This window comes from Okeania sp. SIO2C2 (assembly GCF_010692625.1).
GTDB lineage: Bacteria > Cyanobacteriota > Cyanobacteriia > Cyanobacteriales > Microcoleaceae > Okeania > Okeania hirsuta.
Genome location: NZ_JAAHGM010000002.1, coordinates 134,680 through 150,111, shown reverse-complemented (window position 1 = coordinate 150,111; position 15,432 = coordinate 134,680). Strand labels below are relative to the sequence as shown.

Sequence of the window (15,432 nt, the reverse complement as noted above, 5' to 3'; positions counted from 1 at the left end):
TGTTAATTTGTAAGTATTCAACCGGACATGATATAAAGTACCATACTACTTATTTTTTCTGAGTTTACCTTTTAACTGATATCTAACTGTGGAATAAACTGCTTTGTAAGAAGCATTAATATTATATTCTTCTTTCAACCATTTTTGAATTTCTCCATAACTCTGAAAACCATTATTGGGGTCGTTAAGTCGTTTTTGCAACCCATCTCGCGCTTCTGGTGGGATTGCTGGTTTGCGACCACCACTTTGTTTTACCTGTAATAACCCCGATAATCCTTCTTTACGATATTGTCTCAACCACCTTTGTACTGTAATCCGATTTACCCCTAAAGTAACTGCCAATTCTTTGACAGTTGTCACTTGACCAATTTTAAATAGATATAGTGCCTGAATCTTCTGAAAGCCACTAGCAGTTTTTTGGCCATTTAGCAATGTTTTGAGTTCTGGGACTGTTTCTGTAATTTCTATTTTACATACCCCGGCCATATTTGTTTCCTCTCAAGTCCATACTACTATTCTCATATAAAAATCTTTTCTATCATATCTGTAGCATGCAAAAAAGTAAATTATTCTGATATTTTTTTTTACGAAGAGCAAAAAATATCAGGTAATACCATTGATCAAAAATAATGCTACAAAAATGAAATTGAAAATTTATATTTCAAAGAACCCAATCCAATTCTTTTTCCTACCTATTTCTATCATTTTTTTCCTTTAGATCTTCTTATCTCTTGATTTTACTATTGCGATAAAATTGGTATAAGATTAAGATATGGTAAATAAAAAAAACTAACGGCTAATACATGATTTGCTAATTGCTTTACTGATGAAATTGAAAGGAGCAACTATGGGTCAAAGAAACCTAGTCAAAGTTATTATAGTTATCCTGGTTTTGGGTTACGGCATTTCAATTTTTTGGCTAAATAATGTACAAAAAAAATCCATAGCTCTAGCTCAAGCAAAGATAGCTAATTTAGGAGATATTAATCAAGATTCTGATGTTAATAAACTTAGAGCTGCTCTAACTCAATTGCCAGAAGCAATAGATATTTTAGAACAAGTTATTCAACTGCCTGGTGTACCCTTACAACCTGTATCTAGAGAAATAACTAAACTAAATTATCAACTCATTGCAGTCAAGCGAAAACTATATTTAGCAGAACACGGATTAATCTATTTAAGGTTAGCAAAACAATCTGCAATGTCAGCAGCTTTATTAGTACAAAATCCTCCTCATCCTGTTGACACTTGGTATCAAGCGCAGCAAAAATGGCAATACGCAATTAATTTATTAGAAAAAATTCCTGAAGAAAGTTTTTCATATCCAGAAGCTAGAAAAAAACTCAAGCTTTATCGAGAAAATTATCAAGTAATAACTAAAAGATTTAATTTTGCCAAACAGGCAATTAATCTGAATAATCAGGCTAAACAAAAGATGGAAGCAGGAAATTATCAAGGTGCTATTCAGGATTTAAATAAAGCTATAAGTCTCAATCCTGGTCAAAGTGAAGCTTACTTAAGTAGAGGAGTTGCTTATTCTCAACTGGGAAGAAAAATAGCAGCGATCGCTAACTTTAATAAGGCAATAGAAATTAATCCTGAAAATGCTAAAGCTTATTATTATCGAGGGGATGAATATCTACAAATAGGAGAGCAGAAAAAGGCTCTTCAAGATTTAAATAAATCTATCAAGATTGATGCTAATAATCCTAAGTCATACTTTAATAGAGGCATAGTTTACTACTTAATTGGAAATCAAAGTGAGGCGATGGAAAATTTTCAGCAGGCGGCTTTTTTCTTTGGATTGGATGGCGATTCTGATAATCAAAAAATTGCAGTAGATATGTTAGATAAATTTCAACAAAATTAGATTTAACGGCAAGAGTCAGGAGGACTGAGTCAGTTAGGAGAGTGAGGGAGAAGTAAACATAATAATAATTAGAATTAGGGTTTGCTTATGGAAGTCTTTTGGTAAGGGTAGGAGTCAACCCACCCCTCGCCCCTCCCCCTCCCAGGAGTGGAAGTCAGGAAGACCGAGTCAGGAGGAATGGGAGTTATAGAGGATGTAGTCGGAAAAATAGTCTGTTAATTTTTCTGTCCTAGTGAGCCTTTTCTGCTAATTTTTTGAACCTTTTTGACCTCACTTCTGGCACTTTTTCCAGCCCTAAAAATACTAAAAGCATTGACATATAAAGACAAGTGCCTTTTTGGGGTCGAAAAAAGCGCCTGGTTTTCAGTCTAAAACGCTCATGCATGGAGCGTATTTTAGGCTCATAGTTGGGCAGAAAAATCCCAAATTGACAATTATTACTCCTACCTCCTCGCTCATTCCCATTTATCCTGTCTCCTGTCTCCTTTCTTCCCCTCTTGGGAGGGATTAGGGGTGGGTTGTCTCCTACCCTACTCAAAGACTTTTTCAGCAAACCCTACTTAATAATTGAAGTGCTACCTAAGTTAAACATTAATGCATGGTAATTGGTACTATAGCAGTCTAAGGAAAGGTTAGAACAGATCAAAAGCTTCAAACTCAGACAAAGTCATATTTTTCCTTCGGCATTGCTGAACTAAGAGATGAATCTTTGCAGAAAAGGTAAATCTCATCTTTATACTTTCTCTTTCTCTAAAACTATAATTCCAATGTGCAAATATACAACGCCCCCACACTAATTTATCCCACAAATATGCAATGCCATATTTTTCCTTCTTCCTTCTTCTTGTAATATCATGTCCGCTTAATTAACAATCAGAAACTTTCTTCTTCCATCTTTTTTCTTTCTTCCCTCCTGAGGACTGAGGACTGAGGACTGACTCTTCCGTCGTTATTTATTCAGTATTCAACCGGACATGATATAAGTCATAGCAAATACTCCCAAGCTTCATTAAGAATCTGACTTAGCAGTTGTCTTTGGGCCATGTTTAATAAATGATCGTCCGCAAGAATCTCTGCCTTAAGTTCTTCTATGGACTTTCCTTGAGAACGAGCAACATTAACTATACCAACCATAGCTACAGCGACAAGTTCATCGTTAACTGGCTGTTGTCGCAAAGCAATTACTTCTTGATCGCTTGTAGGTACAGGATAATTCATATCTACTCCCTTACTGTCTTTGAGATTTTGTTACTACTCTACTGATTGAGGCTAAACTATTTTGTAGGCTTGAGCTAAGTTTACCAATTTTAAGATAGTCATCTAGAGACAGATTTATCTTTACCTATCAAGAGAGACTAGAAACTTAAAAATATACTACCCAAAGGAAAATTTTTCTTGGGTATACTTCATGGTAGAAAATATTGTAAACTTTTATATCTGATTAAAGTTTTATCTAACAACTATAGCATAAATTAAAATATTGTCAATTTTAAGATTAAAAATTAATTCCCAAAAAAACAGATGAAAGAAATTCTCTACCTAGAGGTACCAACGTCAGATACAAAAACTGTTTGTCAATGGTTACAGCATAAATTTAAACCAGGGTTCGGTGATAAAATTCTTACTTCAGATGGTTTTGTTATGAAATTTTCTGAAGATCCTACTCAGGAATTTTCTGTATTTACCTGGTCATTACAACGAACTACTTATCTCAAAGTTTTTGCTCAAGGAAATGTATCTTCGATAGAAAAACAATTCACTGCATCTTTGACTACCAACTTGAGAAAAGAATTTCCTTTCAATTATCCAGAACCTCCGATAATTGACCTATCAAATCAGTCAATTTTTACTGCTTTAGCATCTGATTATCCTCTGACTGCAAAATACTTTCAAAAAATGCCTCAAGGGGAATACGATCTTAAACGTTTATACTGGTGGGAAAAACGTTGGCGAGAATCAGTTAAAAATCCTCAAACACCAAAACAAGTAGTGTGGAAAAAGGAGTTAGGAACAAATAATAATTCTGTTGAATATGACCTCATTTATGTTGGTGGTGCTCTGGGAGTTATTCATGCAGCTGTGATGGCAAAATTGGGGTACAAAGTTTTATTATTGGAACGTTTGACTTTTGGTAAAATGAATCGAGAGTGGAATATTTCTCGCTCCGAACTACAAAGTTTAATTGACTTGGGTTTATTTACTGCTGCAGAAATAGAAGGTTTAATTGCCAGAGAATATAAAGACGGATTTAACAAATTTTTTGATAGTAATAACCCTGATTTTGCTAAGGCTGCAATTCTTCATACTCCTACAGTTTTAAATGTGGCATTAGACTCAGAAAAAGCACTCACTTTATGTGGGATAAAACTACAAGAATCAGGAGGAAAAATTGTAGATGAAACAGAATTTATTAAAGCTGAAATTGAACCAGAAAAAGTTGTAGTTTATACTCAAAACCTATCTAACAAAACTGAACAAATTTTCTGTGGGCGTTTGTTAGTAGATGCTATGGGTACTGCTTCTCCCATCGCTTGGCAGTTAAATGGTAAACGTGCTTTTGATAGTATTTGTCCAACAGTTGGAGCAGTAATTAATGGTGGAATTGAACCGGAAGTTTGGGATTCAAATTATGGAGATGTTCTTAATAGTCATGGCGATATTTCTCGTGGCAGACAATTAATTTGGGAGTTGTTCCCTTGCGCTGGTAATGAGTTAGCAATTTATTTATTTCATTACCATCAAGTTCATCCTGAAAATCCTGGTTCTTTGTTAGAAATGTATGAGGATTTTTTCACAATTTTGCCAGAATATCGACGGTGTGACATGGATAAATTAGTCTGGAAAAAGCCAACCTTTGGTTATATTCCTGGGCATTTTAGTATCAAAGGTAGCGATCGCCAGGTAGCTTTTGACCGTTTAATTTGTATTGGCGATGCTGCTTCTCTCCAATCTCCTTTAGTATTTACTGGTTTTGGTTCTTTAGTCAGAAATTTACCTCGTTTAACCGATCTTCTAAATACTGCTTTAAAATATGATTTACTCAGTGCGAATCACTTAAATCAAATTCGTGCTTATCAAAGTAATATTGCCGTTACTTGGTTATTTTCTAAAGGAATGATGGTACCAACTGGAAAGTTTTTACCTCCCCAAAGAATTAATTCTATATTGAATACATTTTTTGGGTTATTAGCAGAAGAACCTCCAGAAGTAGCAGATACTTTTATTAAGGATAGAGCTAATTGGTTTACTTTTACCAGATTAGCTCTAAAAGCAGCTAGAAAAAATCCTTATCTTTTATTCTGGATTCTAGATTTTATCAACTTTCAGGAAGTATTACTCTGGACAATAAGTTATATCAATTTCACCTTGTTTAGTTTAATGAATTTCCTATTAGGATGGTTGCCTAGTTTTGCCCGCTGGATTCAACCTTGGTTAGAACCTCGTTATCCTAGTTTATGGTTTTGGATATTAGCTAATAGTTATGCCTTAACTTATAATGTTGGTCAACCAAAAGTGAAATTTACACTACAAAAATCGGCGTTGGTGAATTAGTGTATGATATTAATCTCAAAAGTGAAATTTAAACTACAAAAATCGGCGTTGGTGAATTAGTGTATGATATTAATCGCGCATTACTTAGGAGTCAACCCACTCCTAACCCCTCCCAGGAGGGGAGGGGAAGTCAGTCGAAGATCCTCAGGAGGGAAGAAAGAATCAGAAACCCCGAGTAGAAGGAGAAAGTTTTTTGGTCGCGTAAAGGTCACGGAGTTCTATCGCGCTCTTATCCGTTAGCGTAGCTCCCCCGGAGGGGGAACATGATATCATACCTTCTTTTCACCAACGCCCAAAAATCTAAACTTAGTATGCAAAATTAGATAAATTTAACGTAAGCATTTCCTGCAGAATGCGCTCGCATTCAGCTATTAGCAGTCAGCGCTTTCTTCGGAATGCGCTTGCATTCAGCAATTATTAATAACTAATTATTTCTAAGATTTAGTCCGGAGACTTTGGTAGTAACTTTTATTCAAACTCAATTTCAAAGGTTGCTTTTACCTTCCCCAAAATTAATAGCTGACTGCTGAATATTTACGCAAATATAGCAATTCCCAAAAAGAGTGAGGTACAAAATTTGTGACGTTGCACAGCGACGAATGATTTGAGATTTTTGATTGAATTGGATTGTGGATTAATCAATTGCTAGAATGATTAATTAATGGTTATTTTTAGTCAAAGTCTAAACTAATTTTTGGCAATATCATTCCATAATGTGCAACCCCAAATTTGTTTGTTGCGTGGGAGTAGGTAGGGACATTGCCTGCAACGTCCGTAGTCCCGAGGAAATAGAAAAGAAGAAAAACAACTTTACCTCAGTAACTTGATAAACACTATATTATACCAATTCCCAAAAATAATGCTATACTTCATGAGAACTTCAGTTATTAGGTAATTAACTTATGTCGAATAACCTTTTTACTACTTTGAGGTAAGTTAATGTTAATTATTCTTATGTTTAATTCTCCCTGTAGGGAAGTTGCATGCAACTTCCCTACCCACTCACCTACTCCCCTACTATGTGAAAATATAGAAAAGTTTTTGAGAAATGGTATTATTTGATTGCTAATTAACAACACAATCGTCTCAAAATCAAATTTATGGATATGGTAAAGGGTTGAAAATAATTGGAAAATACATCTATTTGGGTGCATCTCACATTTGCAAAAATACTTTTTTCCTATATATTCCCTATTCCCTGTTGCCTGTTGCCTAAAAGCGATAAATTTTTGGCTTTATTCTTGCATTGAGATGCACCCATCTATTTTTACCCAACTTCACTCCATAGATTAGAACTAAAAATCTCAAACAATTATGCGGTTAGATTTAGAAGGATTAGAAATTACAAAGGGTGAACTTAAACATCTAAGTGGAGTAAGTTTAGGTAAAATATTGCTACCGCCCACCAAAACTAAATATTTAATAGAAGGTTTGAAAAGTTTACTAATAGCTTTGCTTTTATTAGTTAGTTACTGGATGGTAGTAAAAATCTTAAATCAACACCATTTATTATTAATAGTTATTTATGTAAGTATGGCAATAGGATTATTTTTAGAAGATATCTATAAAATATTTATGACTCGTAAAAATCAACGTCTGATTAAATTATTTGAGGATGTAGATAAATATAATTCGATTATTCAAGCGATCGCTATTAATGACAGAATTGAAGCTGCTGGGAACCCCCAAGTTAAATTAAGTAATCGCACTAAAATTATAGAAGCTCTACAACTAATTAGAGAAGATTTAATTAGAGCTTTGAAAACCGAGCGAATTATCCGGGAAAATCAGAAATTTGTTAATAAAAATACAGACTTATTTACCTTTAATTTTAATACTTTGACAGCTTTGCAAATTAATGACAAAGCTAGCGAACATGGAAAATTACTTAACGAAGCTCTAGAAATAGCAATTGAAGTTAGGGAAGAGATGAAAAAATTACAAAACGAACATTTGCTCAACTAAGGGACTTACAAGTAAAAAGCTGTTTTTTCCCCATCACTCTAATTATTTTGCCTTTCTCTATAGCAATCCTATTTTATTCCTGTCAAAAATCTTACTGCTTTTTAGGGAACACTTAACTGGGAACACTTAACTGGTAAGAGTTTCAGTTTTTTTATTTACTTTTTGATTTGTCACGACCTATTTAGGATTGCTATAGTAATTTTAAAGATACTAACTGATAGCTTTAGGCTTAAGCAAACAATTAATTATTTGTCAACGATCTGGCACATACTTTCTTGATTTTTGTTGCATAATCGTTCTGCTCTAACTAAGAATTCTTATAGAACCCATTTGGTATCTTTGTCCGCAATTAAGTTTTTTTTACCAGGATTCAGGAATCATGATATGTAGAAAAGGAATAGGGGAAAAAGGTAAAAAAATACTCCCTACCTCCCTATATTCTCACCTCCTCATAGCTTCAATGATCGATTACTAATCTATACCAAAAAGGCAGTAAATTTGTCAGAAGTAGTAGCCCCAAAATTAGTCATAACCTACTAATTTGTAAATGCTGATCGAAGTCGTCTACTAACTGAGATATAACCCCTAGCTACAGTCTTAATATATTTAGACCTGATTTTTTGGAGTTGCAAATTATGGAATGATATTACCAAAAATTAGTTTATACTTTAACTAAAAAAACCTAATATTAATCGTTCTAGCAATTGACTAATCCAAAATCAAATTCAATCAAAAATCTAAAATAATTTGTCACTGTACAACGCTGATTTTTTATAGTTTTGTCAACAGACAAGAAATTAATCAAAAAAATTCAACAACATCCCTATGGGATTATATTTCAAAGTATAGAGTACTCAGGGACATTATATCTTCAAGAGAAGCTTAAAAATACTTAAAAATATGCATAGGAGTGTTGAGACATTTGAGTTAGGTGAGTCATGCAAGTACCCATCAGAAAATAAACTACCATCATTGCAGCAGCAGATGTAGCAACTAAAATACCAGCTAGCATTAGGGAAAATTCTCGATGATTGAATGATTCCTGCATGAGATGCAGAGACCAAGCCACTAAGGCCACATCAAGTATTAGAATAGTGAATAACATAAGTTACATTTTGTAACAGTCCCTCTATTTTAACAACATTTCTTAAAAAAACACCCTAATTTTTTTACTAAAAAAATATAAAAGTAACCTTAACCATGTCTCACAGGAACTTGATGATTAGCCAAATAATCCTTAATTTCCGACACACTTAGTTGACCATAATGAAGTAACGAAGCAAGTAAAGCAGCTTCTGCCCTACCCTCAGTTAAAGCCTCAAAAATGTGCTGACAGTTACCCGCACCACCAGAAGCAACCACTGGAATTTGAACATTCTCTGCTATAGCTCTAGTGAGCGCTAAATCATAACCAGCTTGGGTTCCATCAGCATCCATACTTGTAACAAGAAGCTCTCCTGCACCTCTTTTCTCCACTTCCAACGCCCAAGATATTGCATCTTTGCCAGTATTTTCTCGTCCACCCCGAACATAAACGTCCCATCCTAATTTATCTGGGTCTTGACGACGACGAGCATCAATAGCTACTACAATACACTGATTCCCAAAGCGGTCACTTGCCCGATCAATCAAGTCAGGATTACGCACCGCTGCTGAATTTATACTGACTTTATCTGCACCTGCTCTTAATAAATCTTTAATATTTTCTAAGGATTGGATACCACCACCAACTGTCAGAGGAATAAAAACCTGCTCTGCAGTCCTATAGACAACATCTATTATGGTACCTCGGTCTTCGTGAGTAGCAGTAATATCAAGAAATACCAATTCATCAGCACCAGCATCATTATATACTTGGGCCAGCTCTACAGGGTCTCCAGCATCTTGAAGATCAACAAAGTTGACACCTTTAACTACTCGACCTGCATTAACATCAAGACAAGGTAAAATTCTTTTGGCCAGCATAGAAATAAGTTAGTTATAAACGACGGAGTTAGAAGTCAAAAGTCAAAAGTCAAAAGTTAAAAGTTAGAAGGGAAGAAATCATAAGTTAAAAGTTAAAAGTTAAAAGTTAAAAGTTAAAAGTTAAAAGGGAAGAAATCAGAAGTTAAAAGTTAAAAGTTAGAAGGGAAGAAAAAGGTGTAGACAAAATGCCCCCTATACCTCACTGATATGAAAAATACTGATGACTAATAGCTGAGTGCTGATACCATTTCTCCATGAAGTTGTGCTTAATAAAAGATAACAGCTATTAGTAAAATTCAGGTTTTGGTAAGAATTATTAAGGGCATTGTTACAGAGAAATGGTATGAGTGTTACCGAAAAATTCATGCATAAAGCCTCTCCATGAATGGAGAAAAAAAGCGGCCGTTAGCGCAGCTTTCCCGTAGGGTGGGATGGCGAGGAAACCTGCGCCATATCAAATCGACTAAGAGAAGAAAAAAAAGTCCCTCGATCCAATCCTCTTAATTTATAAGAAGAGGTAATTCTAAATTCGCGCATTCTAAATTCTAAATTCTTGAACTCAAGTTAATCCTTCAATCACAGGATGATAATAGAAAGCTAATCCCAAAACGGCATAAGCTGCTAATAATAAAGCTCCTTCTAACCAATCAGAACGACCATCAGAACTTACAGAATTAGCAATTAATACTGCTACTACTACTGCTACTAATTCAAAAGGATTAAAATTCAAATCCATTGGTTGACCAAGTAATAAACCTGCCAAAATTAACACTGGTGCTACGAATAAAGCAATCTGTAAACTAGAACCTACTGCCACTGAAACAGACAAATCCATTTTATTTTTCATCGCAACAGTAACTGCCGTAGCGTGTTCGGCAGCATTACCAATAATTGGAACTACAATTACACCAGTAAATAAAGTAGTTAATCCCAAAGTTTCTGTAGCTTCTTCGAGAGAATCAACCAATAATTCTGATTCAAATGCTACGGCTAAAGTTGCTACTAATAGTACAGAAATCCACAGTAATAAATTAGGTTTATGCTCAGAATGTTCTTCTGATTCACTATTAGAATCTGATGATTCATTACCTGCCACACCAACTTCATATAAATAAGAGTGAGTCTTCATGGAAAATAATAAGGTGAGTATATAAACAGCAATTAAAACTATTGCTACTGCACCCGACAGATTTTGCATCGTATTTTCACTAATACCATCAGAAGTAGCATTTACCGCTGTTGGAACTAAAATTGCAATTACAGCTAAGTTCATTGCTGAAGCATTTAAACGAGCTACCACAGACTGAAATTTTTGTTCTTTGAAACGTAGCCCACCTAAAAACATTGATAAACCCATTACTAACAATAAGTTACCAATTATAGAGCCAGTAATACTCGCTTTTACTACACTTACTAACCCAGCATTTAGAGCAATAATACCAATAATTAATTCTGTAGCATTTCCGAATGTAGCATTCAATAATCCACCTAAGTTAGGACCAAGAACAACAGCAATTTCTTCTGTCGCTGTACCCATCCAACCTGCTAAAGGAATAATTGCTATAGCAGATGTAATAAAGATAGCTGATGAACCCCATTCTAGGAAATTACCTGCAATTGAAATTGGAATAAATACTAATAAAATTGAAAGGATTGTTTTTGTATTTAGCATAAGTGTAAAATTCCAGTTTAGTGAATCATAAATTAGGTAAAAATCAATAGAATTTGCTGAAAAAGTATTTGACAGATGGGTATAATTCAAGAGTTATAAATCAGGAATTATAAATCAGGATAAATATGAAAAACCCAAGCAAGAAGTAGAAAAAATAGGTAAGCATTCTGCGGTCAGCTATCAGCTATCAGCTTTATAGAATTAAAAGTATAAGTAATAGAATTGCCTATTACTTAACCTTAGCAATAAGTGCGAGCCACATCTACATTTCTCTCCATAGAGTTGAAAATGTAGTAGAAGTTAAACGAGTATTTGCTTCATTCATTTTTATTGCTGAGAGCTGACTGCTAATAGCTGAATGCTTACATCGGGTATTTTTTTGGATATCCTAAACTGATTATAGCAAATTAGTAGTTGAAATGAGTTTAAACTTTTAAATAGCATAGGATTCAACCAAATAAAAATCCATTTTTCTAAGAATTGCTTTTTTGTATTCCCATAATCCTTGCGTAAAATTCTACCTCAATAACCCATTAATTAAAACCTGACATAGTACTATAATCTCGATCTTTTTCCAGTTTAGTTTATAGTTTTTGACGGACTTGAACATACATTTGTTGCCATACACCAGGAGTTGCTATTTCTGAAAAGAACTATAGAGTATATTTAGTATCTTTTTCAAGCTAAATACCCTTGCTGAAGTAGCTAGTATATCGAGCAATTTCAGGGGAAGTAATGGCCTGGTAATTTCAGTTATCAGTTATCAGTTATCAGTTATCAGTTATCAGTTATCAGTTATCAGTTATCAGTTATCAGTTATCAGTACCTCTAGCTGTTTGCGCAGCATGACCTAGGAAAGCAAAGTGAATTGAAATACAGAATCTTCTTTTCAAGGAGAGGTAATTATTAATTATTAATTATTAATTTTTGAACTATGTACATTGGTGAATGAAAACTGATTTATTTCACTAAAAATTAAGCTTTTCCAACACATTTTACTTAAACAAATAAGCCTGTTAAAAATAGTGGGATAGGTTCACTCTGTAATTACTTCAATATTCAATTTCCCCTACTGCTCTACTCCCCACAACTTTATAATAAGTATTCAACCGAATCTGATATTACTGTAGAAATCAACAGAAAATAATATTACTATTAGACATCTGGCGATCATCAAAAATCAAATCAATTATCCTGCATAAATCATCAATTATTTCCCCCTACTCTGTACGGACGTTGCATGCAACGTCCCTACGACCTACTGCCTCTTTTCCGGCTATGCTTTATAAACATCTTTCTTAACATAAAACTTGACAAAATAGACAAGTTATGTGTAAGTATTTAAAAGTTTTTGTCAGAGAAAAAGTGTATTCAAAAGTACATTTTTTTTGATGACTTAAGTAGTTTTTCCTATCTACTATGATTATTTCTCCTTTCTCCCCTGCTCCCTGCTCCCCTACTCCACCGCTGACCACAAGGTTTTCAGGAGTTCTCGATCAGGGATAGCTTTTCAGGAGAGGTCTACTAATAAACAAACATTAACCAAGGTCCACACCTAAAAATTTGTCTAGAAGTTTGGCTCGCCAGACATAACGTAATAATAAACACCACACTATAGCCACCCAACTAATCACAACATAATCATGGGCACTTAGTAAAGATAATTCAAAAAATTGACGTAGAGGCGGAACGGCTAAAATTACAACATAGATTCCTAGCAAGGCCAAGGCAACTAGGGAATAACGCCAGTCTCTACTCAAAGGTTCTCCACCAACCCAAACCCTACTTGGGGGCTTCAGAAAAGGCACTAAGAGTAGACCACACAAAATCATAATAGTTACTAAAGCACTGCGAGGAACAGAAAGAAGCTGATTAGTAATAACCACACTATTATCCATCAGACTATTTTCCTCAAGAGAACCCAACACTGTCACAACCAAATAACCCAAATAAACACCCAAAGCAACAAGAGTAAGACTCAAAGTAGCAGGTAAAGTAAAGTGGAGTAGCGATCGCACCAAACTACGACGAGGCAACATTCCCGACTTTGCCCACAGAGGAATACAAAAACTAGGAAAACCCACTGATATGAGAGTAACAACCGCACTATGCTTATTTAATAATGGGAAAGTCCCACCAACAAATCCTGTAGCAAAAATCAATAAGGTGACACAAAACACCCTAATCATAAACAATTTCAGTACATCCTGTATACCATTGCGAATCCGTTGTCCTTCCAGAAAAGTATGGGGCAAAGACCCAAAAGAATTTTTCAGCAAAACAATATCCGCCACACTACGAGTGGCCTTACTACCACCCTCCATAGCGATCGCCAAATTTGCCTCTTTCAATGACAGAACATCATTAACCCCATCTCCAATCATCGCTACATAATGACCTTGCTCCTTAAAGCTGCGAATTAGTTGAGCTTTCTGCTCTGGAGTAACACGGCCAAAAATTGTATTAGCTTCTGCAGCTTGAATAAACTGAGCTTCATCTAGTTCTGCCAACTCTGCCCCAGAAATAACTTGAATATCCGAGCCAAGTCCAGCTTGTAAGGCCAAAGTAGCCACAGTCTGAGGATTATCTCCTGAAATTACTTTTACCTCTATTCCAGCTTCAGAAAAACCATGTATCGTTTCACGAGCTTCTGGCCTTAGTTCATCTTTAAAGCTAATAATTCCCAGAGGAGTTAATTCAGTAGGTAGTTGTGGCTGTTCCAAATCATTATTCAAGCTATTAATATTTGGGCTATGAGTAAATAAAAGTACTCGAAGACCCTGTTGAGCTAATTCTTGAATTTGCTGAGTAACTTCTGTACTTAGAGGTGTAACTGTCGCTAATACTTCTGGAGCGCCAAGAATGTATGTTCCAGAATCTGAACTTTCCTGTTGACCTGCAAAACTCATACCGCTCCATTTACGAGCTGAAGTAAAAGGAATTTCTGCAATTAGCTCCAGTCGATGTCCAGAGCAAACATATTCTACTGCTTCTATTGTCTGGTTTTTAGCAGTGGTACTAGCCGCATAATCACCCAACAAATTTCGTAACTTAACTTCATTAATTCCTATAGGATAAACAGTCTGTAAACGAATTCGGTTAGCTGTTAACGTGCCAGTTTTGTCCAAGCATAAAACATCTACATTACTCAATGATTCCACAGCATTAGCTTGCTGAATCAGAACTTCCTGTCCCACCATTTTGACTGCCCCCAGGGCATAAGCAAGAGTAATAGCCAAATAAAGCCCACTTGGTACAAGGCCAGCAATTACTGCAGCATATTGTACGCTGTCAGCAAATGTATAAATCCTGATAAACCAGTTAATGGCAACAAGTATCCACAGGAAGCATGACAAGAGTAGAAATACTCTAATTACCAAGTTAATTTCTTGTTGGAGAGGAGTGTAAATTTGGCGGAATGCTCTGGCACTAACTGTTAATTGATAGGCCAAACTTTCGGTTCCTACTTTTTGAGCTTCATAACAAGCAGTACCACTAACACAAAAACTACCAGAATAAACTGGTTGTCCTACTTGTTTCGGAATTAGGTCCGATTCTCCAGTTAGTAGTGATTCGTCCACTTCAATTCGGCCTTCTCCTACTACTTGGCCATCGACCACTATTTGATCTCCAGCCTGGGCAACTAATATATCCCCGACTACGATTTCACTGGGATCAATGTTTTGTTGTTTACTCTCTCGAATAACGGTAGCTAATGGTCTTGTTAATAGAGCAATTTGATCTAATTTTTGTTTAGCCCATATTTCTTGGCAAACACTAACTACAACGCCACCTAAAATAACCACGATCACAAGGAAAGCATCCCCATAACGAGAAAGAAAGATTAAAACGACACTAATAGTTAAGAAAACAGCATTGATAAAAGTAAATAAGTTTTCCTTTAATATCTGGCTATAGGAACGACTTGTATGTAATTTGACCTGATTCCCTAGACCAGCAGTACGACGAGCAATAACTTCATTTTCTGTAAGTCCCTGAGTAATTGAGGTCTGGTTGATATCTTGGCGATCAATCATGGCATTTGTGCTAAATATATATCTCAAAAAAAATTACGTGTTGACAGTTTCAGCAAAAGTTTTCGATATTAGACATCTCTGAAAAAGATATAGATTTTTTGTAGGAGTAGGCAACAGGCAACAGGCAACAGGTAATACCAAATTGATAAATGTTTGCTACAAATACTTAGGGTATTTATTTGAATTTATAATTTATAATTTAGAATGCATAATGGATAAATTTAATACCATTTTTGATGTTGAAAATTACATTTTTCGTGAAACAGACTTTATATTAAAGTCTTTTTATGGTGCTTATTATTCGTAACATTCTTTTTTCAAAATGGTATAATATATTTTTACGAAAAAAGCACGAAAAATTATTTTTTAGG

At 35.0% G+C, this 15,432-nt stretch carries 12 protein-coding genes; 5 read left to right on the top strand and 7 right to left on the bottom strand.

Features of this window, described 5'->3' with window-relative positions:
• Nucleotides 1–45: 45 nt before the first annotated feature.
• The gene (locus tag F6K18_RS01505) at nucleotides 46–486 is read right to left on the bottom strand and encodes a helix-turn-helix domain-containing protein (RefSeq protein ID WP_287517963.1); all 441 of its coding nucleotides are present in this window, start codon (nucleotides 484–486) and stop codon (nucleotides 46–48) included.
• A gap of 361 nt (nucleotides 487–847) precedes the next feature.
• Between F6K18_RS01505 and F6K18_RS01500 the strand changes: the two genes are divergently transcribed.
• Both F6K18_RS01500 and F6K18_RS01495 read left to right on the top strand, forming a co-directional pair.
• The gene (locus F6K18_RS01500) at nucleotides 848–1,870 is read left to right on the top strand and encodes a tetratricopeptide repeat protein (protein ID WP_287517961.1); all 1,023 of its coding nucleotides are present in this window, start codon (nucleotides 848–850) and stop codon (nucleotides 1,868–1,870) included.
• Between the two features lie 98 nt (nucleotides 1,871–1,968).
• The gene (locus F6K18_RS01495) at nucleotides 1,969–2,103 is read left to right on the top strand and encodes a hypothetical protein (RefSeq protein ID WP_287517960.1); all 135 of its coding nucleotides are present in this window, start codon (nucleotides 1,969–1,971) and stop codon (nucleotides 2,101–2,103) included.
• Here the strand turns inward: F6K18_RS01495 and F6K18_RS01490 are convergent.
• The gene (locus tag F6K18_RS01490) at nucleotides 2,100–2,423 is read right to left on the bottom strand and encodes a hypothetical protein (protein ID WP_287517957.1); all 324 of its coding nucleotides are present in this window, start codon (nucleotides 2,421–2,423) and stop codon (nucleotides 2,100–2,102) included. The genes F6K18_RS01495 and F6K18_RS01490 overlap by 4 nt on opposite strands.
• A gap of 431 nt (nucleotides 2,424–2,854) precedes the next feature.
• Nucleotides 2,855–3,088, bottom strand: a complete 234-nt coding sequence (locus tag F6K18_RS01485) for a hypothetical protein (RefSeq protein ID WP_287517956.1) — start codon at nucleotides 3,086–3,088, stop codon at nucleotides 2,855–2,857.
• A gap of 303 nt (nucleotides 3,089–3,391) precedes the next feature.
• Between F6K18_RS01485 and F6K18_RS01480 the strand changes: the two genes are divergently transcribed.
• From F6K18_RS01480 to F6K18_RS01470, 3 genes are all read left to right on the top strand, one after another.
• Nucleotides 3,392–5,422, top strand: coding sequence for a flavin-dependent dehydrogenase (locus F6K18_RS01480; RefSeq protein WP_287517955.1), 2,031 nt, complete (start codon nucleotides 3,392–3,394; stop codon nucleotides 5,420–5,422).
• Between the two features lie 63 nt (nucleotides 5,423–5,485).
• The gene (locus F6K18_RS01475) at nucleotides 5,486–5,662 is read left to right on the top strand and encodes a hypothetical protein (RefSeq protein ID WP_287517954.1); all 177 of its coding nucleotides are present in this window, start codon (nucleotides 5,486–5,488) and stop codon (nucleotides 5,660–5,662) included.
• 1,074 nt (nucleotides 5,663–6,736) lie between these two features.
• Nucleotides 6,737–7,387: a hypothetical protein gene (locus F6K18_RS01470; protein ID WP_287517951.1), complete on the top strand. Its 651-nt coding sequence runs from the start codon at nucleotides 6,737–6,739 to the stop codon at nucleotides 7,385–7,387.
• An 892-nt stretch (nucleotides 7,388–8,279) separates the two neighbouring features.
• On the opposite strand, the gene F6K18_RS01465 is transcribed toward F6K18_RS01470, so the two are convergent.
• The 4 genes from F6K18_RS01465 to F6K18_RS01450 form a co-directional block, all read right to left on the bottom strand.
• Nucleotides 8,280–8,492 carry a hypothetical protein gene (locus F6K18_RS01465; protein WP_124142948.1) on the bottom strand — a complete coding sequence of 71 codons (213 nt, stop codon included), beginning with the start codon at nucleotides 8,490–8,492 and terminating at the stop codon, nucleotides 8,280–8,282.
• Between the two features lie 89 nt (nucleotides 8,493–8,581).
• A complete protein-coding gene (gene hisF, locus F6K18_RS01460) occupies nucleotides 8,582–9,352 on the bottom strand; it encodes an imidazole glycerol phosphate synthase subunit HisF (RefSeq protein WP_287275446.1) in 771 nt (256 codons plus the stop codon).
• 559 nt (nucleotides 9,353–9,911) lie between these two features.
• On the bottom strand, nucleotides 9,912–11,024 hold the full coding sequence (cax, locus tag F6K18_RS01455) for a calcium/proton exchanger (RefSeq protein ID WP_287517950.1): 1,113 nt from the start codon (nucleotides 11,022–11,024) through the stop codon (nucleotides 9,912–9,914).
• 1,538 nt (nucleotides 11,025–12,562) lie between these two features.
• Entirely contained in the window at nucleotides 12,563–15,061 is a 2,499-nt protein-coding gene (locus F6K18_RS01450) for an HAD-IC family P-type ATPase (protein ID WP_287517949.1), read from the bottom strand.
• Nucleotides 15,062–15,432 lie beyond the last annotated feature (371 nt).